The organism is Priestia sp. YIM B13490 (assembly GCF_042787735.1).
Taxonomy (GTDB): Bacteria; Bacillota; Bacilli; order Bacillales; family Bacillaceae_H; genus Priestia; species Priestia megaterium.
On record NZ_JBHZOT010000001.1, the window covers coordinates 753,911 to 773,177 of the forward strand.

Genomic DNA, 19,267 nt, shown 5'->3' on the forward strand with positions numbered 1-19,267 from the left:
TTTTCACTCCTCGTTATAGCACTTTTCCTAGGGGACCTAGATCAATATTTAAATCTTCATTTGTAAAGTTAAACACTGATTTTAGCTCCTCCATTTTGTTCTCTAACTTCATCAACGCCACGCCCAGGTCTTCGATTTGAGCGTCCGTCAGGTTTCCGCTGTCGACTCGGCGAATCGCATGTTTTTCAATGAGCTGCCGCAGTAATTCAATGACGGTTAAAACAAGCTGCGCTAGGCCTTGTTCAGCATTTTCCGCACTCAGCTCAATGCGGCCGTTTCGTTTGAGGTTATTTTCCATTTCTCAACGCCTCCGTTTCCTGTTCAAGCTGCTGAGAAGAAATGATTTGACGATCATGAGAGCCTATCAGCGTTTCTACAGAAGAAATCAATACCCGCAAATCAAGATAGACTAAATCAATTCCGGCAATTGAAATCAATAAATCACCTTTAATGGCAATTCCTTTATCGAGGATCACATCTAATATATCAATGAGGGCGATGTCCTTTTGCTCCAGCGTTTGTTTTCGCAGAGATGTCATCCCGCATCTTTCTCCGAGCGCAGAGTGTCGATATGATAAGCAGGCCATGGTCCCGTTACTTCGATGTTCAGTCCCATTTCACTATAAAACGTTTGCTTGTCGCTAATGGCTTTTAAAAATGATTCTACATTGTTCTTTGAAAGAAGGTAGATGCTGTTCCAGCACATGCTGTAGCTCTCGCCGGTTATTTTTTGACTCCAGTTATTTTTGATTGTGTGGTAAGCGGCGTAGGGGCTTATCTCAGTGTGCAAGTGATCACAAAGCGAAAGCTGTTCTTTTTCTGTTTCTTCTTCGATCAGCCTTTCTATCTTTTTACGTTCAAAAAACTGCCTGCCTGGAGGCAGCGTATTTATTTCTTCTTTTTTCTTTTGGATCGTTTCATTGTTCGTTAGCAGATAGTTCTTTAAAGAATTCGTATGGGCATACACTTTTATATTCCATTCTTCAGATCTTTTTAAAAGCTGAAGAGAAGAGAGCGTTTTTTCTTTGTTATCAGCAATACTTTTTTGACAGCTATCCTTGCTTTTGTAGACCGTACAAAATTTCATGGGAAGAAGCGTGTAGTGACTTTGTAAGAAAAGAAGAATCTCATGGTGATGCATGGCTTTGTCCTGCAGCCATTTCATATCGTGCTCGATCTTTTCTTTCAGCATTTCTTCCGAATACTCATCGCTTGGCAAGTCGCATACAAATGCGGTAATGTCATCAAAGCAAAGAGCATAGATAGGGTTGTTCTGATCCATACCTTCAAGTGAAGGAAAGGGCATTTCATTAGCTTCTTCGGTTGGAACTAGACCATATAAATAAATGAGCTTTTCCATCTTTTAACCTCACTTTTGTTTCTTCGTCATTGATTCCCATCTTTTTAATTCATATTCTTTTGCTGCTTCATACCTCAGCAGTAGTTCTTTTTCTTTTTCCATATATGCATCTTCTGGTATTTCTCCAAGCTCATACATCATTTGAAGATGAACGATTTTTTGCTGAATAAAAGAGACATCGTAAAGTTCTTTATCCGCTTCTTCCTTGATTTTCTGTCCGACTTTTACAATGAGCGTAACAGGAGACAGCAGCAGTTTATGAATCATACATTCTCTTCTACCTTTAGTTGAATATTAATAAAGTTATAAGCAGCCCACGGTCCGGAATATTTAAAATCGGCTTTGTGCTTCCATTTTTCATACAGGTCATTTACACGTTCATCAAACGCTGCTTCTTTTTCTCGGTCAATTAAAAAAGAAGCGTTCAAAAGCATTGTTTCGACAATAGGAGGATTGAGTCTCGACGCTTCAGCTATCGGTTCTAAATGTTGATACAGCTCTTTTTTACAGTCGTGCTGAAGCTTTAAAAAGAATTTCTGAGCTGTTTCTCCGTGCGCAATTTGTTTATAAAAATCAGCACTGGCAGAACGCGGGTTTCGTACTTGCTGCAAAGAAGAATCTTGATTCACTTTTTGTTTCAGCCAGTCCGGTTTCCCAATTACTTTTAGTCCGACTTCTATTTTTCCTTTTAACTGTGGGAAAAGAGAGGCGAACTGTGGATATAAGTTTTCTAACAGCATTTCAACATCTTGTTGACTATGAAACACGTTGCCAAAGCTGATTGGAATGACCGAATCATGCTCATTCATTACTTTGGAAATCACCTGCTGGTGCGCTGTGACGTTCTCTTTTGTAGGATGATAAATTTTAAGAGGAAAGGCAGCAGCCACTATAGCTGCATCTCGGTAATGAATGGTAAAAGTAGCTCTTTCTTGCTGATCAATCGTGACGCTGCCAAACGTATGCGCCTCGGTGGCGGGAATACTGCAAAAAATATAAATGCCCGTTTCTTCACTCATTGATTTCTGTTTCATTCCTTTCCATTAAAATAATCAGCTTACTTCTCTGCTGGAGAGCTTCGATAGCGCAGGCTGGTGCGTGAAAAAGACGTAATGTTATGCTGCTTATTGACCAGCACTTCATAGATACCAAGCAGTTCATCTTTTGCATAGCGCCTCATATACTCCTGTTCTTCAAATGCTTCAAGTGTTATTTTCCATCCTCCATTTTGAATCGATTCATACGAAATAATTCGGTGAGGAGGAGCAACGTGTTCTTTAAAAAAATCAGTCACGGATTCCATAATTTCGGCTACTTTCACTTCTCTAACCCACCTTTATGAGTTTATAAATCTAAATCTTGTAAAAGGTTTAGCTGTTCAAGTTTTTTTCCGCCGTTATTCGAAGAAAGAAAATCTTCTCTTTCATTATGAAGCAGCCGAACTGCCTCGGCATACCTCAGCCATGTGTCCACACTGGCAATAACGATTCGAGCTTCGATGGTAATTAATTCAATACCAATAACGGAAATACGAGCGAATACGTCAATTACCACGCCTTTATCTAAGATGCGGTCAACTACTTCAGCTAGACTAGAACAATCGTTTGATTTGTTAATCGTCATGATGAAATTCCTCTCATGTTGCATAGTAAAATATATACGTTTGCTAATCTTGCTATTAATGTGTGTGATATTGTAAAAAATATACAAATAAAACGTGCATAAATTAAAAAATAGTATAAAATACCATGATTATTTTTGTTTTAATACGGGTAGAGTTAAGTACATTACTTTTATCCATTGATGAATGAAAACACATACATAAAAAACAAAGGGAGTGGAGAAAGATGAGAAAAGAAGAGCAGCCGGTATTATCTGATTTTATTGAAAAGGACCAATTTGAGTTAAATTCATATTTAACCTCTTTACTTGAAACGACAAGTGAAAAGAAAGAAAATCAAAGTTGATGAATTGAAAACATAAAGGGCTACTTTCCATGTGGAAAGTAGTTTTTTCATTTGCGAACTTGATATACTTATTGGACAACGAGGTGAGAAAGATGAACAAAAGAGACGTGGTTTCGAGAAGTATTTTAACAAAAGCGACCGGCTTTTTAGCATCTGGTTATACTCATAGTTTAAATCCGTATGCCGGATGTGCATTTTCCTGCAAATTTTGCTACGTGCGAGAGCTGCCAATTCAGCGTTTTAAAGAGATGGAGTGGGGGACATGGCTAGAGCTTAAAGTCAACGCAGCTGAAGTCTATCAAAAAGAAATACAAAAACTGCGAAAAAAAGAGCAGCCGGTGCGCATATTTATGTCTTCAGCGACAGATCCCTATCAGCCTGCTGAGCGCAAAGCAGGCATCACACGTGCCCTTTTAGAAACGATGATCAATCATCCCCCTGATTTTTTATTGATTCAAACAAGGTCGCCACTTGTGACGAGGGATATTGATTTGCTTTTACAGCTTCAAAAAGTATGTGATCTTCGCGTATCGATGACTGTTGAAACGGACCGAGAAGATGTAAAACAAATTTTTTCTCCTTATGCTCCGGGGATGAAACTTCGTATGAACGCGTTAAAAAAAGTAAAAGAAAGCGGAATTTCAACGCAAGTAACCATTGCTCCAATGCTTCCTTTCACACCTGAATTTCCTGAAAAAATAGAAGGAATGATGGACCGAATTTGCATTGATACCTTGTACTTAGGAGACGGTTCCTTAGGTAAAACGTCTAAAAGGCTAGGGATGCCGGAATTATTTGAGAAGTACGGTTTTCTAGACTGGTATGACAAAGACATTCATGTCAAAGCCATTCGTTATTTTGAAAAATTTTATCCTTCTTCGATGATTTATCTGTCTCAAGAGGGATTTGCTCCGTAAAAAAAGAAGGGCTAGAAGAGCCCTTCTTTTTTGTATTAGTTTTTATACGTATCAAACATGTTCGTATCGTCAGGTACGTTTTCTAAATAGCTGATTTTCCCGTTTTCATCTAGCTTAGCAATATCTTTTCCTGTTTGAGTAAAGACGCTGCCAGATGCACGTTTTCCGCATACTGCCCAAGGCGTTTCAAACTTATCTGTACCTTCAACTGCTTTCCAGCCTTCGAACATATGCTTAATATCAGCATTTTCTTTAAACACCATTTTCACAAACAGCTTCCAGTTTTCAATGCCTTGCTTTTCGTGGCCGTTTAAGACAAATACGATATCGTCTGAAAAAAGCCCCACTAATTCTTCAAATGCTTGTTCGCTTGTACGTGATTGATCGAATAAATCAAAATATCTATTTAAGTTTTCCATGATGATCTCCTTTGGGTGCTACAGCACCATTTTTTCTTCTACTGTTGCTTTTAGCATGTCCAGGTTTTCTTTCGGACATTTTTTGTTAATTTCATTTGTGAGCGTAGCAATGGTTTGCCGTTTTAAGATAGACTGCCACGAAGATTCGGCTTCTTCCATTAAATCGGATAATAAGCAAATGTCTTTGTCTTTTAAGTTAAGCATGTCGTGAAAAATACCGCTTGATGAGTAAAGAGACTGCTTACCTTCAATGGCTACGTATACGTCATAAATACGAATTTCTTCCGGCGTTTTCTTTAAGCGAAATCCACCTTTGCTACCAGGAACGGAAGCAAGTAAATCAGCGCTAACCAGTTTGCGAAGAAGCTTTTGAAAATACGTAGGCGAGCCCCCGAGCTGAGTGCTGATGACATCTCCTGGCAACACAGCTTTTTCAGGTAAAAACGTAAGCAGCAAAATGGCATACACCGATTGCTCAACGCCTGTTTTCATATGCAAAAACATCATCTCCTGCTTTATGTGTACAACGTGGATAATGATTATCCACGTTTAGATTATCATACCGCTTATGAAGCAAAAAGTAAAGCAGTTACTTAATATACGCGGGATATTCGTGTATACTGTGAAAGAAGCAGCAACAAAATACGGAGATGAGAGAATGACAACTATTGCAGATATCGCTCGGCTTGCAGGAGTAGCAAAAAGTACTGTATCCCGCTACCTTAACGGAGGGTCTGTGAGCGATGCGACGAAACGAAAAATCGAAGAGATTATTAAAGAAACAAACTATAGCCCAAATGCGTTTGCCCAAAGCTTAAAAGCAAAAAAAACAAACATCATTGGTGTAATTGTTCCGCGCATGGGTTCTTTTGCGACTTCCCGCACATTAGATGGTATTGACCAAGAACTTAGAGACCACCACTATCAAATGATTATTTCCAATTCTAATCAAGATTTAGAAAGAGAAATCGAAAATATCTATACGCTGGCTAAGCAGAAGGTAGCAGGTATTATTCTTCTTGCCGTTCAAATCACAAAAGCTCATTTGGAAGCTTTCCGCACAATTTCAATTCCCGTTTTGCTAATTGGACAGCAGCATGAAGAAGTCCACAGTTTAATTCACCAAGACTACGAGGCGGCATGCGACATTGGAAGGTACATAGGAGAAAAGGGGCATAAAAAAATTGCTTTTTTAGGCGTAACCGAAAAAGACATAGCTGTAGGTGTAAAGCGAAAAGAAGGTGTAAAGGAAGGTCTTAAAGACAGAGATTGCGAGATCCGCTGTTATCAAACAAGCTTTAACATGAGCGATGCAATCGGGGCCGCTACGGCTGTGATGAAAGAATTTAATCCGTCCATCATTGTATGTGCGACCGATAACATTGCACTTGGCACGTTAAAGGCAGCTTATTTAAACGGACTTCGCGTTCCGGAAGATGTATCCATTACCGGCTTTGGAGGCTACGAAATTACGGGTGTGATTCATCCTAGCTTAACAACCGTAAAATATTACTATAAAGAAGCGGGACAAATGGGGGCACAGCGAATTATTAAGCTAGTCAACGGAGAAGAAGTTGAAAAGCTTACACTTTCTAACTATGAATTGATTGAAAGAGAAAGCGTTGACAACCGCTTTGTATAAAAAAACGATTTTTTAACTATATCAAAGAAGGAGGTGACCATAGTCACCTCCTTCTTTGATTAATGCTTCACGACTTTTGTTGTCGCTCCGCTGCTAACATTCCCCGCAACATCTTTGGCCGTCACGGTAAGAGTAGTGCCTGCTTTCTGCGCTGGTATTTTTACAGAGTACGTTCCTTTAGAAGAAGCCTTGGCAGATCCAAGCGATTTACTGCCCGCTTTGACTGTTACAGTAGAAGAAGCCTCCGCTTTTCCCGTAACCACTTTATCATTATCATCGACTTTATTGACAGTTGGCTTATTAGGCGCTACGACATCGGCTACTTTCGTGGAAACGCTTGGACTTACGTTTCCGGCGCTGTCTTTAGCCGTTACGGTAAGAGTTGTTCCGGCTTTTTGAACACTTATATTAACAGAAAATGTGCCTTTAGAAGACGTTTTGGCAGATCCGAGCGTTTTGCTGCCAGCCTTAACTGTTACAGTAGAAGAAGCCTCCGCTTTTCCCGTAACCACTTTATCATTATTACCGACTTTGTTTACGGCTGGTTTATCTGGAGCGACGTTGTCTACGAATGCTGTGCTCAGAGCATATAGATCATCCACGGTATTATCGTCGTAATCATCATCAAACTCATAATCAGTGGCGCCTATGTAATATGTTCCTGATTTATTTACCTGATAGACTTGAACTTCGACTCCATCGCTATAGTCTGAGCCTTGGTAGATTAAATTCTTGTTATCTTTAAAGTCTTTTTCAGCTGCTGTAAAGGCAAGGTCAATTGCTGGAGAATTGGTCGTCCCAGCTACAAGCAGTGCGCCTTTAGCAGGGACATTCACTTTATAAAAATCAACGTCATACATAGGAAGCATTTGTCCGATGATTGTTTTTTCATTTGGCAAACTATTAGCTTTGTTAAAATCATTATTTGGCTCTTTTTCAAACAGTGGATCATCGTTTGCAGAGGAGCTGTTCATTTGTTTTGAATTCTGAGATGAAGAAAGAGAAGGAGCTTTTTCTAAGGAATGAGTTGCATCGCTTTTTAAATCATTAAGTACACGTTGATTTAGATTCTTTTTTTGAAGAGGCTTGTCCATATGCTGGTCTATTAGTTTTTTTGAAACACTTTCACTTTTATTGGTATCTGCTTGAACAGACTGAACGGATAGTGTTGATGCTAATAAACCAGCAGAAACTAGGGATATTATACCTTTTTTATTCATATTTTTATTTTCCTCCTTTAAAATATAAGACTATAGAACTGAATCTATCATACTATAAGAAAGCGAATACAACTACAGGTTTTTATATTCATTTTTCGACATCCTTTCTAGAAAAGCGACAGTAATTTTACCAAATTGAAAGTGAATAAAAAAACGATTGACAGAATGTAGGAGATGCTATAGTATAAGTGGTGTAAATACAAACAAATAATTGAACGTATCTCCTAAAGGGGAGTAGCTTTAACAGCAAAGTCGTCATTACAGAGATTATCTCTCGGCTTTGTTGGCGACATTATGTTGTTAGCAAGACCTTTACCGCTTATTTGGTAAGGGTCTTTTTTGTATTCAATTATAAAAAAGGAGGAAAAGGCTCAGACATTTAGAGGAGAAACGTTACATAAAAAGAGAAGGTGGAGGTAACTATGGAGGAACTAATTGGGGTATCAGTGCAAGGTTTGCTGCAAATTATTTTTCTTGATTTAATTTTAAGCGGGGATAACGCAATTGTTATTGCAATGGCGGCTCGTAACGTACCAAAAGATTTACAAAAAAGAGCGATTTTAATTGGAACAGGCGGCGCGATTGGTCTTCGATTATTATTTGCGGCTATTATTGTCCCTTTATTGAAAATACCATTAATCGGAGCGGTCGGCGGTTTGATGCTAGTGTGGATTGCATATAAATTATTAGCGGACAATCACGATCACGGCGACAATCCTCAAGGTGGAGCAACGGTATGGAGCGCGGTTAAAACGATCATTATCGCAGATGCGGTCATGTCATTAGATAACGTATTAGCTCTAGCAGGTGTAGCTCACGAATTTGTCCCGATTATGATTGGTGTATTAATTTCAATTCCGATTATTATTTGGGGAAGCAGCTTTATTATGAAAGCAATGGAAAAATTTCCGATTATCATTTACGCTGGAGCGGCGATGCTTGCATGGTCTGCTGGAAAAATGATTGTTGAAGATAAAATTATCGGCGGATTTGTTCCAAACACAGCTTTACATCTCGCTGTTCAAGTTATCTTAACTATTGCAGTTGTAGGCATTGGGTACATGAAAAACAAAAAAATGAAAAAAGAACAAGCCCACGCAGCTTAAAAAAAGAGCGTACGGATGATCCGTACGCTCTTTTTTTATGATTCGGGGTAGTGCATAAGCAAAAAAAAGCTTGCTTCTTCTTCAGAAGAATTGATATAGCTGTGAGAGGTATTTCCTGAAAAATGCAGAGCATCTCCCGAGACTAATTCATGTTCTTCATTTTCAAAACGAACCGTTAATTCGCCTTCTTTAATAAGTAAGTATTCATCTCCTAAATGAGTTTTCGCTTCGTGCACGCATCCAGGCTTTAATGTGACGATGTAAATTTCAAACTTTTTTTCCGGATGATAAGGAAAAAAAGAATATACTAAGTAATCACCTTTGTTGTCCGTGACGGGATCTAGCTGTTTTATGCTTACTTTCTGCACATCCGGGGTGTCTTCTTTCATAAATACAGAAAAAGAGACTTGAAGGCCGTTGGCGATTTTCCAAAGCGTGGTAACCGTGGGACTGGATTTACCCTTTTCAATTTGTGCAAGCATTGCTTTACTAACACCGGTTAATTCGGAAACTTGATCAAGCGTCAAATTTCGATTTTTTCGTAATTTAACAAGATTTTTAGCAATAATATCTTGAATCGCGTCCATTGTTGTACTCCTTTAATTATTATAAAGATAGTATAACATACCGTTGTTTAATATAACGTATAGATGTATAATATAGCAGAAAAGGAGGGAGTACGGTGATTGCAGAAAAAGCAGTACAGCAAAGAGAAAAAATGGACTTAACGTTCAGACAAGGGGCTAAGGATTGTATCCCTACGCTACTCGGTTACATAAGTATAGGGCTTGCGGCTGGGATCGTTGGAGTATCCTCGCATCTTTCCGTTATGGAAGTTGCTTTATTATCAGCGCTCGTGTATGCAGGAGCAGCGCAGTTTATTATTTGTGCACTGATGGTTGCAAACAGCTCGATTTCAGCTATTATTCTCACAACATTTATTGTAAACTTACGACACTTTCTTTTGAGCGCTACGGTCGCGCCTGAATTTACAAAATATTCGTTATTAAAAAACGTCGGAATTGGAGCCCTTCTAACGGACGAATCATTTGGGGTGTCTTCAAATAAAATTGCAAAAGGTAAGCCAATTAATGACCGCTGGATGAACGGATTAAATATAACGGCTTACGTCAGCTGGATTATCGCCTGTACGACAGGAGCTATTTTTGGCCATATGCTATCTAACCCGGAAGCCTTTGGGTTTGATTTTGCCTTAACAGCTATGTTTTTAGCTCTGCTTGTTTTACAAATCGAAAGCGTGTTACCTTCAAAGCTTAATCATTACTTACGTTTAATTCTTTATATGGCGATTATTATGATTGTGCTGTCTTTTTTCGTACCTTCACATGTGGCCGTATTGATTTCAACGATTATTGTAGCGACAATTGGGGTGGTGACGGATAAATGAGCATCCACTACCCAACACTCATCGTTATTTTAGGGTGTGCCCTTGTTACCGTAGTTCCTCGCATTGTTCCGTTTTTAGTTGTACGTAACATCGCGCTGCCAGAACCCGTATTAAAATGGCTATCCTATATTCCTATTTGTATTTTAACCGCACTTGTTGTAGAAAACTTTATCATTCAAGTAGATGACAGCGTAAAGATTAACTGGCCCGTCATTATCGTAGTTATTCCAACCTTACTGATTGCCCTGAAAACAAAAAGTTTATCCATCACCGTTATTAGCGGAGTTGGAATGATGGCGCTGCTTCGTTTTTTTCTTTTGTCATGAAAGCTCAAGTTATGCTCTTGAGCTTTTTTACTGTCTCCTTTACGCACGCTTTTTCATATAGTATGATAAGAGTGTAAATTAGAAGCCAATGAAAACTAAAATATAGATGAGGTGCTTTTATGAGCGGAGTAGTATCTAAATAGGAACAATTGAATGAAATAAATTAAATAAGCAAGACGGGTATTTTTTGGAGAAGGAAGGTACCCTTTATTTGCTTATGGATTTATTTCACTGCCTATGAAGATACCTACAATGCTTTATAAAGGGTTCGGCATTTGTCGCGAGAGAGGCGTCTGTTTTTACAGAGCTTTCTTTTGTGATATGTGTTTAGACACCTTATGAACGCAAAAAGCTGTGGGATCACCACAGCTTTTTTTGTTTATCTTTTTCATTGCCTTCTAATAAATAGGTATCTTCATATGTGATGACAAATCATAGTGAGGAGAAAAACCATGAATACGATGACATTTGAAAAATTGCAGTATCAGGAATTAAAAGAAATCGTAAAATCTCACTGCGTAAGTGAGCTGGGAAAACAATTAATGGATAAACTTCAGCCGAGCACATCTCTTAAAACAGTAAAAAACCGACTTAAAGAAACAACGGAAGCACGAAGACTTCTAGATGCTGAGAAATCACTTCCGCTATCAGGTGTCTCAGGTATAGGAAGAGTCATCGAAAAGCTTGAAAAAGGCATGATTTTAGAGCCCGAAGAGCTAATGCGCGTATCCGATTTTTTAAAAGGCTGCAGAAAAGTAAAACAATATATGGTGGATAAAGAATTTTTTGCTTCGCTCTTAAGTTCCTATGCACATTCGATGAAAGAACTGACAGGTATAGAAGAGGAAATTAATTTTGCGATCAAAGCCGGAAAAGTAGACGCTGCGGCAAGCAAAGAGCTCAAGCGTATCAGAAGACATATAGAAGGAACGGAAGCGAAGATTTCAGAACAGCTTGCGAAATTTTTACGAAACGGGAAAAACAAAGAGTATATTCAAGACTTCTTCATCAGTAAAAAAGGAGACCGCTATACGATTCCGATCAAGGCATCCTATAAAAATCATGTTGGAGGAACGATTGTTGAAACATCTTCTAAAGGATCAACAGTGTTCATAGAGCCGGCATCTATTACAAAGCTGAATGCGGAACTAGCGATTTTGAAAGCAGAAGAAGAGGTAGAAGAATATCAAATTTTAGCGTTTTTAACAGGTTTAGTGTTAGAGAAGCTAGCTGATATTCATATTAATTTAGAGCTAATTAGCCAATACGACATGGTGTTTGCCAAAGCAAAATACAGTAAACAGGCAGACGGAATCGAACCTAAAATTAATGATTATGGATATATTCATTTAAAAGGCGCATATCACCCGCTGTTAACTGGTAAAATTGTTCCGCTTCACTTCGAAATTGGCGAGAATTATCGAAGCTTAATTATTACCGGACCTAACGCAGGAGGAAAAACCGTTGTCTTAAAAACGATTGGGCTACTGACACTCGCTACAATGTTAGGATTTCATATTACAGCTGATGAAGGAACAGAAATTGCATTGTTTGAACATATTTTTGTCGATATCGGCGACAACCAAAGTATTGAAAATGCGCTGAGCACCTTTTCCTCACACATGAAAAATATATCGGCTATTTTGCAAAAAGCAACGAACAATACGCTGCTCCTATTCGATGAAATTGGCAGCGGCACCGAACCGAATGAGGGAGCTGCACTTGCGATTGCAATCTTAGAAAAGTTTTATCATATGGGCTGCATAACGGTCGCGACTACGCATTACGGAGAAATTAAGCGTTTCTCAGAAATTCATCCTGACTTTATGAATGCCGCGATGCAGTTCAACAGTAAAACATTAGAACCGCTGTATCAGCTGTTAATTGGCACATCTGGAGAAAGCAATGCGCTTTGGATTTCAAAGAAGATGAAGGTAGAAGAAGAGATTTTACAAAAAGCAAAGTTCTATATGCAAAGCAAATCGTATGATACAGAAGTCGTCAGAGAAAATAAAATAAAAAAGCCAACTATTTTGAAGGAAAAGAAAAAAGACCGTGTTGAATACCAAATGGGAGATCGAGTCAAACTGTTAGATTATGAAAATCATGCGATTGTGTATAAGTCTAAAGACAACACAAACAATATAGTCGTACTCTATCAGAATGAGTTAATTGAAGTAAACATTAAGCGAGTAGCTCTTGAAATCAAAGCTGCTGAATTATATCCCGAAGGCTATGACCTCGATTCGTTATTTATTAGCTATAAAGATCGAAAAGAGCAGCATGATCTGCAGCGAGGATCCAAAAAAGCATTGCGGAAAATTGAAAAAGATATACGCGAAAATAGATAAAGCAGAAGCCCAGCACTTATAAGAAAGTGCTGGGTTTTGTTTTTATGCAGCTTCTCAAAAATACATAGCGCCCTTTTGTTAATGACTTAAAAGATAAGGAGGTTTCCTTTAGCTATATTAGTAATCTATAGGTATAAAAAACATCTTTCACCTCTCTAATATACCTGAGAGATGCGTTTAATAAATTATTCGTTTGTCGGAACGGGAAGACTCTTGAGGGTTGTAAAACAAAAAGCCATTTTTTTCGCAAAATGTAAAGGAGGCTCGACAGATTGAATATGAAGATACATAAGGACCGGTTCTGTAAAAAGCCAATGGTTATGCAAAGCGCTTACGATAAGACCTTGCCGCGCAGCAGCTTCTGTAAAACGGGGGATTTCTTCTTGTAAAATAGCAATCTCAGCCAAGTTTAACGCGTTTCCCTGTGCGTCTATCGCTTCAAATGATACACCAACAGGAACGACAGAGCTGCTTTTCCGCCCTTGAACATGAGCTTGAAAGCTTCTTTTAAGAGACACTGAGCATCCTGTTGGACTAACTTTGCTTTTAGCGTTTAAAATCTGGCCAAACTGCTGACAAATTTCATTTGTAGTATACATATAAGCTCCTGCCTTTCTTCTAGACTCTTAGTAAGCTTTATGACATCAGAGCTTCACTTATGCAAACAGTGTTCTTATAAAAAAATCCCCTTCACGTTGAAGAGGATTTTTTTATTATTCAGCATGCGATGAGCGTTCATTTAACAAATTTTCATAAAAACGGGCAAGTGAAGCAGAAAGGTATGGAATAGACCATAAAAAGCCGATTCCTAGTGTAATAATACTTAATAAAAACCAGCCAAGAAAGCTTAGTAGCAGCAGGAAGTACTGTCCTTTATAACCATTCATCAACCTGCGGCTTTCTGTAATCGCTTGATTCATCGAGTAAGTAGGATTGTCTTTACAAATATAGTACGTTTGTGAATATGCCAGTGCTTTGATAATTCCAGGAATCAGTAAAAGCAGTGACCACAGCATCACATAAAGAGTCATCAGTACATAAATTCCTAGTGACTTTACATAAAGACCGAAGTCTTGGAATGTTTTAAACAAATGTCCCAATCGGACAGATTCACCTCGCGCCAAACCTAAAAATGCCCAGTAGTTCGCCATGAGAAGAGGCGAAAAGACAATAGCAAAGGCAGTTGAAATCCATGACGCCGAATCAGATTCATCTTTCATCCAATTGTCATAGCCGCCGCTTGCCACAATTTCAAATGGAATAGGCAGAAGCGTATATACTCCGTACGTCACCACCGTCAGTAAAATCGCAAGTCCCCAGCGATTCTTTAAAGAAGCTTTAGCTTCTCTTTTAATCGTACCGATGTTCATGTTGTTCCTCCTTTAATGTTGCAAAACAGTATCTTTTTGCTCGTATTAACATGTAAACCATGCACAATTGTTAATTTTGTATGAAATGAAAATAATAGTCAATAGGTTCTGAGATGAAAAGCAAAGCTCCTGCGAAAAATTTTTACTAGACAGATAGAAATCGCTAAATAGGTACAATCTGTTTTTGAAGAAGATGGATGTAAGAAAGGAAAGCACCATGCGTGATTTGGCATTTTTGTATGAAGTGAAACCCTCATGGACAGACTTTCTAAGATAGGAGGGATTTCTATGTTTGAAATGATCAAAATGATGCAACAAGTCTTAAATGAAAAGGAATTTTCTTATTGGGTTCATCAAGATCTTTTTAGTTTTCAATGGTGGCTCATAGTGGTGATAAACGCTCTTTTTTTGCTGCTTTTTTACTTTTTTATTGATAGACAGCGCCTCTTTTTTATGATTCTCGTTTTTTTTATCAGCTTTGACATAGTCGGTTTGGTAGATGAATTCGGGAAATTTTTTAACCTGTGGTGCTATCTTCACCAGATGCTTCCGTTTACAGATCGCTTCAATACGGTTGACTTTGCTATTATTCCGGTAAGTATCGCACTCGTCTACCAATTTTTTAGCAAATGGAAATTTTTCTTCATCGCACATGCCGTTAATTCTGCCATTATTGCTTTTATAGGTATTCCGCTATTTAGAGCGCTGCATTTATATGAATTGCTGAACTGGACAATTTTTTATTCTTTTCTCACAGTATTTATCATAGGAATTGTGGTGAAAATCATTAGCGATTGGATGGCAGGTAAGAATAGACGCTATAGAATCAGCTGAACAAACTATACTTATATCTATACGGGATATGAGTATGGTTTGTTTGTATGAAAATAACGCGTTATTTCTTTATAATAAGCGTAAGAGGAGATGAATAAAAAATGGAGAACGCTACCCAAATATTTTATGAATTAGAATGCATGCACTTAAAATCAGAAGTACGAACCTCTGCTAAAGAGCTTTCAAACATTCTTGCAGATGATTACGTGGAGTTTGGCAGTTCGGGCACGGTATGGAAACGAAAAGATTACAATAACAATCATGTACTCTCGCCAGATGTATTCGAAATCTCTCATTTTCATATAGACGTATTGTCTCCTGACTGTGTATTAACTACCTATCATCTTATGAACCATACGGCAGAAAAAAAGACGCTTCGCAGTTCTATTTGGCGAAAAAGAGAAGAAAAGTGGCGTTTGTTTTTCCATCAAGGCACAGTGACAAACGGTGATCAATAAATAAGATTATTCGGTTATTATTATACTTTCCCTCTATTTGATGCTATGATGAAAGTATATTTTGACGTAAGGGATGTTTTGAGATGAGCAAAAATAACGTAAAAAAAGAAGTGTTTTCATGGATTAAGTCCATTGTTATTGCATTGGTTATTGTAGTGGGAGTTCGCCATTTTTTATTTGCGCCAACTACAGTTCACGGGGAATCGATGTATCCAACGTTTGAAGATTCAAACCGCGTTATTTTAAATAAAATCAGTGATGTTGATCGCTTTGATATGATTGTATTTCATGCACCGGATGCAGATGAAAATTATATTAAACGTGTAATTGGACTGCCAGGAGATACGGTAGAAATGAAAAACGACGTTTTATATATTAACGGTAAAGCTTATAAAGAGCCGTATTTAAAAGAATCTAAAAATTCTCTTGCACCTAATGAAAAATTCACGGAAGATTTTACGCTTCAAACGCTGCCTGCAACTGATGGCAAAGTGAAGGTACCGAAAAATTCACTGTTTGTAATGGGGGACAACCGTCCTGTAAGTCATGATGGACGAGCATTTGGCTTCATTCCACAAAAATCAGTTATCGGAAAAGTGCAGTTTCGCTACTATCCATTAAATGAAGTAGGCGAACCGAAATAAAAAAAGGAAAAAAGGCTGGCGGAATTTAATTCGCCAGCCTTTTTTATTGGGTTAAAAGAACTGATTTTAAAAAACGATTTGCTTTATGCAAGTTAAACATCTTCTAAGAAATCAGTAAATTAGACCTTGTTTTTTTCTTTGTTTAGGAAATCATAAGGGTGTTTAAAAAGGGACTTCTAGGTGCCTATGTTACTTCAAAGTAAGAGATAGTACTGATAGGTAAGTAGTTTTTATGGGTATACAAATATATGAAGATAAAGAAACAAGGATTTTGGAAAGGAGCAGGTCAGCTTGAAAAACGTATTAATCATTAATGGACACGAGTATTATAAAAAATCAAAAGGAGAGTTAAATCAAACGATTTTTAACGAAATGCAGCATTTACTCGCTGATCAATTTGACATTAAAACAACGGTGGTTGATAAAGGCTACGAAGTAGAAGAAGAAATTGAAAAGTGGCTATGGGCTGATGTTGTGATTATGCAGACGCCTATTTACTGGTTCAGCATTCCCGGAAAGTTTAAGCAATATATTGATCGCGTGTATATGGATAACATTTTCTTTAAAGGCTCCAATCAATACGGGCGAGGCGGCTTATTAACGGGGAAAAAATACATGTTTTCTCTCACGTGGAATGCGCCGGAAGCTATTTTCGACAATGACGAAGCTTTCTATGAAGGAAAAAGTTTAGACGAAGCCATTATGCATTTGCATAAAATGAATCAGTACGTCGGTATGAGTCCACTTCCAACTTACTCTATTCATGACGTAGTCAAACATCCAAACATTGATCACTACAAGCATAAATTAGAAAATCATGTAGCAGAAGTATTTGGAATAGGAGAGCATCAATAAAAGTATAGCCGTTCGTTTTCTGAGAGTATCCTTAGATTTTACAGCTAGTAAAAGAAAAAAACATAAAAAAGCTGCTTTCTATCCATGTAATGGATAGAAAGCAGCTTTTTTACGTGACAGTTTCAAACTTCAGGGTGTGAGGTGGGATAGTTTTTGTTTACCCGTCTATATCTAAATAAAACAATCTAAATGATAATGAAGTAGAAATTATTTATTCCGTTTGTTTATAAATTGTTTAAATATAAGAAGAAGCAGTTTAGCTTTGGAAAATAAGGGAAGAAGTATACTAACTTGCCTGTGTATATTTAGAAAAGGAGGGATAAAGATGTCGTTAGCTCATTTTGATGATATTTCAGAAATTTGCTATGCATGTGAAAAACAGCCTCTTGGAAAAAGACAAAAACGCATTGGCGTATGGACGGAAAAAGAAATGAGAAAGCCTGTTGAAGAGAGAGTAGAAAATCAGAAGGTGGTCGCACTTTCTCGTTAATGTAAAAAAGCCTTTAGCTCATCTAAAGGCTTTTTTACGTATTGGCGTTTGGACATGTGTGAAGGGTCACAGAAGCAATCGTTATAAATCTTCTAGTCTTTGAACTTTTTTGCCTTCTATTTTATGCTGTTCCATCGTTTCTTTTAACTCTTTGTTCGCCGTTGTCATCGTTGTTTCATTTGTTACGCCCATAAATGACCAGCCGTGAGATTCAAGCCAGTACTTGAATTCCCGCAAAAACTCTTCCTGCGTTCCTCCCGTATGATAAAAAGCTCCTTGAATTGTAATAGCCGGTTTCTCCGTGTTATACGTCACATACATTTTATTTGCACACATCCAAATAGACCTCCTTTATTAATAAACAAACGTAAATTGACAAAGAAGCGCTGAATCATTCCTCAATAGTTACACTATTTCTCTATTTGACTGCTGTTTTCCTTTTTATCTCTGCGATTAATCATAATTAAATCAAGTTTTTTACAGAAAGAGGAATGTAAGTAAACAGATAAAAAGCTCGTTTCGCAATGAAATCGTCATATTTCTACATATTCTTTAAGGGTCATGTAAAAGTTGTAACATAATGAATGGCACTGTAAGAAACTTAATCCAATTAGAACAAATGTTACTGTTTTTTTTAATGAAAAGGCGAATCTATGTGCTAAGGTAATAACAGGTTCAAATTTTAGGAGGTAGTTTTTGTGAGTAAAAAACGTGTAAAAAAATGGGCAGTTGCTTCTGCAGCGTCTGTAGCATTTCTAGCAAGTCAAGGAACAGCATCAGCAGCAGCTTCGCACAAAGTCGTAAAAGGAGATACCTTGTGGGGGCTTGGCCAACAAAATGGGGTTACGGTAGATGAGCTAAAAGGTGCTAATAACCGCCAAAACGACATGATTTACGTTGGAGAAACATTAACGATTCCTGACCAGGGACAAGCACAACCTGCCGCTAGTCCGGCAACATCTGTACATACAGTAGCACAAGGCGAAACGTTATATCATATTGCAACACAAAACGGCATGACTGTGGATCAGTTAAAAGCTGTTAACGGTTTACAAAGTGATATCATTACCATCGGACAAACGTTAAAACTTCAAGGAGAAGCACCGGCGCCGGCACAACCTGCTCCGTCTACATCGGTTTCTGCACAAGATCAAGATTTACTAGCAAGATTAGTAGAGGCAGAAGCAAAAGGTGAGCCGTACCAAGGAAAAGTAGCGGTAGCAATTGTGGTATTAAACCGTGTAGCTTCACCGGAATTTCCAAATAACATTCACGACGTTATTTATCAGCAGCTAGGAAACGGCGTATATCAATTTTCACCAGTAGCAAACGGCGCAATTAATCAGCCTGCATCAGAAGAATCAAAACAAGCGGTAAGCGAAGCATTATCAAACCCGCATGAAAACGATGCGCTGTTTTTCTATAATCCGAAAATCGCTGAAAGCCAATGGGTTGCAACGCAGCAAGTAACGGCAGTTATCGGAAACCATGTATTTGCAAAATAAGTAGATTTCTTTCAAATATAAACATATATTTCATATATATGTAATGTTGATACAGAGAGACTGCCACAAAAGTATTTTGCTTAAAGTTAAATCCGAATCATTAATCGTTATTAATGGTTCGGATTTTTTTGTTGTTATGGTAAACGCAGATTCATATATGTAGTTACTTCTAGCTGTTAATTGGAGGGGAAGGCGAAGACTCCTGCGAAAAAAGCGGAAAGCGAGAAGCCTTGCACGGAAATCAAGATGGGCGTACCAAGCGATCCATACGAGTTAATGTATCTAATTTATTCATCTTTAGATTAATACAGTTATGTCTCAATCCTCTTTTAGATGAAGAAAGAAATAGCTATTTTTTAAGTCTAATTGAACCTTAAAATACCTTAACAGGTCCA

Annotated in this window: 26 protein-coding genes; 12 read left to right on the plus strand and 14 right to left on the minus strand. The window is 37.9% G+C overall.

Annotated elements, in window-relative coordinates:
* Positions 1-13: 13 nt before the first annotated feature.
* From ACFX4R_RS04245 to gvpA, 7 genes are read right to left on the minus strand one after another with little or no spacing between them, the layout of a single operon-like run.
* A complete protein-coding gene (locus ACFX4R_RS04245) occupies positions 14-298 on the minus strand; it encodes a gas vesicle protein K (RefSeq protein WP_013057927.1) in 285 nt (94 codons plus the stop codon).
* Positions 288-539, minus strand: a complete 252-nt coding sequence (locus ACFX4R_RS04250) for a gas vesicle protein (protein WP_013057926.1) — start codon at positions 537-539, stop codon at positions 288-290. The genes ACFX4R_RS04245 and ACFX4R_RS04250 overlap by 11 nt, the downstream gene beginning before the upstream one ends.
* Positions 536-1,360, minus strand: a complete 825-nt coding sequence (locus ACFX4R_RS04255) for a GvpL/GvpF family gas vesicle protein (RefSeq protein ID WP_043981390.1) — start codon at positions 1,358-1,360, stop codon at positions 536-538. The genes ACFX4R_RS04250 and ACFX4R_RS04255 overlap by 4 nt, the downstream gene beginning before the upstream one ends.
* Before the next feature lie 9 nt (positions 1,361-1,369).
* On the minus strand, positions 1,370-1,627 hold the full coding sequence (locus ACFX4R_RS04260) for a gas vesicle protein GvpG (RefSeq protein WP_014459264.1): 258 nt from the start codon (positions 1,625-1,627) through the stop codon (positions 1,370-1,372).
* Positions 1,624-2,394 (minus strand): GvpL/GvpF family gas vesicle protein, encoded by a 771-nt coding sequence (locus tag ACFX4R_RS04265; protein ID WP_097822786.1) that lies wholly within the window; start codon positions 2,392-2,394, stop codon positions 1,624-1,626. Before ACFX4R_RS04265 ends, ACFX4R_RS04260 begins: the two co-directional genes overlap by 4 nt.
* A 23-nt stretch (positions 2,395-2,417) precedes the next feature.
* Positions 2,418-2,681, minus strand: a complete 264-nt coding sequence (locus ACFX4R_RS04270; protein WP_013057922.1) for a gas vesicle protein GvpO — start codon at positions 2,679-2,681, stop codon at positions 2,418-2,420.
* 23 nt (positions 2,682-2,704) lie between these two features.
* Positions 2,705-2,983, minus strand: a complete 279-nt coding sequence (gvpA, locus tag ACFX4R_RS04275) for a gas vesicle structural protein GvpA (protein WP_013057921.1) — start codon at positions 2,981-2,983, stop codon at positions 2,705-2,707.
* A 436-nt stretch (positions 2,984-3,419) separates the two neighbouring features.
* Between gvpA and ACFX4R_RS04280 the strand changes: the two genes are divergently transcribed.
* Complete coding sequence (locus ACFX4R_RS04280; RefSeq protein ID WP_043981392.1) at positions 3,420-4,244, plus strand: SPL family radical SAM protein; 825 nt, start codon at positions 3,420-3,422, stop codon at positions 4,242-4,244.
* A gap of 35 nt (positions 4,245-4,279) precedes the next feature.
* On the opposite strand, the gene ACFX4R_RS04285 is transcribed toward ACFX4R_RS04280, so the two are convergent.
* Entirely contained in the window at positions 4,280-4,663 is a 384-nt protein-coding gene (locus ACFX4R_RS04285; RefSeq protein WP_043981393.1) for a nuclear transport factor 2 family protein, read from the minus strand.
* Positions 4,664-4,681: 18 nt separating this feature from the next.
* Positions 4,682-5,161, minus strand: coding sequence for an RrF2 family transcriptional regulator (locus tag ACFX4R_RS04290; RefSeq protein WP_043981394.1), 480 nt, complete (start codon positions 5,159-5,161; stop codon positions 4,682-4,684).
* A 160-nt stretch (positions 5,162-5,321) separates the two neighbouring features.
* Between ACFX4R_RS04290 and ACFX4R_RS04295 the strand changes: the two genes are divergently transcribed.
* The gene (locus ACFX4R_RS04295) at positions 5,322-6,305 is read left to right on the plus strand and encodes a LacI family DNA-binding transcriptional regulator (RefSeq protein WP_195696497.1); all 984 of its coding nucleotides are present in this window, start codon (positions 5,322-5,324) and stop codon (positions 6,303-6,305) included.
* A gap of 59 nt (positions 6,306-6,364) precedes the next feature.
* On the opposite strand, the gene ACFX4R_RS04300 is transcribed toward ACFX4R_RS04295, so the two are convergent.
* Entirely contained in the window at positions 6,365-7,525 is a 1,161-nt protein-coding gene (locus ACFX4R_RS04300) for an Ig-like domain-containing protein (RefSeq protein ID WP_098965201.1), read from the minus strand.
* A gap of 422 nt (positions 7,526-7,947) precedes the next feature.
* Between ACFX4R_RS04300 and ACFX4R_RS04305 the strand changes: the two genes are divergently transcribed.
* Positions 7,948-8,631, plus strand: coding sequence for a TerC family protein (locus ACFX4R_RS04305; RefSeq protein ID WP_043981397.1), 684 nt, complete (start codon positions 7,948-7,950; stop codon positions 8,629-8,631).
* 35 nt (positions 8,632-8,666) lie between these two features.
* Here ACFX4R_RS04305 and ACFX4R_RS04310 read toward each other — a convergent pair whose 3' ends face one another.
* Entirely contained in the window at positions 8,667-9,218 is a 552-nt protein-coding gene (locus ACFX4R_RS04310; RefSeq protein WP_237074390.1) for a helix-turn-helix domain-containing protein, read from the minus strand.
* 95 nt (positions 9,219-9,313) lie between these two features.
* Between ACFX4R_RS04310 and ACFX4R_RS04315 the strand changes: the two genes are divergently transcribed.
* The 3 genes from ACFX4R_RS04315 (at position 9,314) to ACFX4R_RS04325 (ending at position 12,716) form a co-directional block, all read left to right on the plus strand.
* Positions 9,314-10,039, plus strand: coding sequence for an AzlC family ABC transporter permease (locus ACFX4R_RS04315; RefSeq protein ID WP_377568947.1), 726 nt, complete (start codon positions 9,314-9,316; stop codon positions 10,037-10,039).
* Positions 10,036-10,365 carry an AzlD domain-containing protein gene (locus tag ACFX4R_RS04320; protein ID WP_097822781.1) on the plus strand — a complete coding sequence of 110 codons (330 nt, stop codon included), beginning with the start codon at positions 10,036-10,038 and terminating at the stop codon, positions 10,363-10,365. Before ACFX4R_RS04315 ends, ACFX4R_RS04320 begins: the two co-directional genes overlap by 4 nt.
* A 452-nt stretch (positions 10,366-10,817) precedes the next feature.
* Positions 10,818-12,716 (plus strand): endonuclease MutS2, encoded by a 1,899-nt coding sequence (locus tag ACFX4R_RS04325; protein WP_340447982.1) that lies wholly within the window; start codon positions 10,818-10,820, stop codon positions 12,714-12,716.
* Positions 12,717-12,901: 185 nt separating this feature from the next.
* On the opposite strand, the gene ACFX4R_RS04330 is transcribed toward ACFX4R_RS04325, so the two are convergent.
* Together ACFX4R_RS04330 and ACFX4R_RS04335 are read right to left on the minus strand one after the other, a co-directional pair.
* Positions 12,902-13,315: a DUF1259 domain-containing protein gene (locus tag ACFX4R_RS04330; RefSeq protein ID WP_029715116.1), complete on the minus strand. Its 414-nt coding sequence runs from the start codon at positions 13,313-13,315 to the stop codon at positions 12,902-12,904.
* Between the two features lie 114 nt (positions 13,316-13,429).
* Entirely contained in the window at positions 13,430-14,086 is a 657-nt protein-coding gene (locus ACFX4R_RS04335) for a DUF975 family protein (protein WP_043981401.1), read from the minus strand.
* 288 nt (positions 14,087-14,374) lie between these two features.
* On the opposite strand from ACFX4R_RS04335, the gene ACFX4R_RS04340 reads away from it, so the two are divergent.
* The 5 genes from ACFX4R_RS04340 (at position 14,375) to ACFX4R_RS04360 (ending at position 17,367) form a co-directional block, all read left to right on the plus strand.
* Positions 14,375-14,920: a hypothetical protein gene (locus ACFX4R_RS04340; protein ID WP_165574938.1), complete on the plus strand. Its 546-nt coding sequence runs from the start codon at positions 14,375-14,377 to the stop codon at positions 14,918-14,920.
* Positions 14,921-15,021: 101 nt separating this feature from the next.
* Positions 15,022-15,378, plus strand: coding sequence for a nuclear transport factor 2 family protein (locus ACFX4R_RS04345; protein WP_097822777.1), 357 nt, complete (start codon positions 15,022-15,024; stop codon positions 15,376-15,378).
* Between the two features lie 83 nt (positions 15,379-15,461).
* The gene (gene lepB / locus ACFX4R_RS04350) at positions 15,462-16,022 is read left to right on the plus strand and encodes a signal peptidase I (RefSeq protein WP_043981403.1); all 561 of its coding nucleotides are present in this window, start codon (positions 15,462-15,464) and stop codon (positions 16,020-16,022) included.
* Positions 16,023-16,313: 291 nt separating this feature from the next.
* Positions 16,314-16,877, plus strand: coding sequence for an NAD(P)H-dependent oxidoreductase (locus ACFX4R_RS04355; RefSeq protein ID WP_028409265.1), 564 nt, complete (start codon positions 16,314-16,316; stop codon positions 16,875-16,877).
* Positions 16,878-17,202: 325 nt separating this feature from the next.
* Entirely contained in the window at positions 17,203-17,367 is a 165-nt protein-coding gene (locus ACFX4R_RS04360) for a hypothetical protein (protein ID WP_013057894.1), read from the plus strand.
* A gap of 81 nt (positions 17,368-17,448) precedes the next feature.
* Here ACFX4R_RS04360 and ACFX4R_RS04365 read toward each other — a convergent pair whose 3' ends face one another.
* Positions 17,449-17,703, minus strand: a complete 255-nt coding sequence (locus ACFX4R_RS04365; RefSeq protein WP_013057893.1) for a hypothetical protein — start codon at positions 17,701-17,703, stop codon at positions 17,449-17,451.
* Between the two features lie 362 nt (positions 17,704-18,065).
* Between ACFX4R_RS04365 and ACFX4R_RS04370 the strand changes: the two genes are divergently transcribed.
* Positions 18,066-18,872 carry a cell wall hydrolase gene (locus ACFX4R_RS04370; protein WP_377568951.1) on the plus strand — a complete coding sequence of 269 codons (807 nt, stop codon included), beginning with the start codon at positions 18,066-18,068 and terminating at the stop codon, positions 18,870-18,872.
* Positions 18,873-19,267 lie beyond the last annotated feature (395 nt).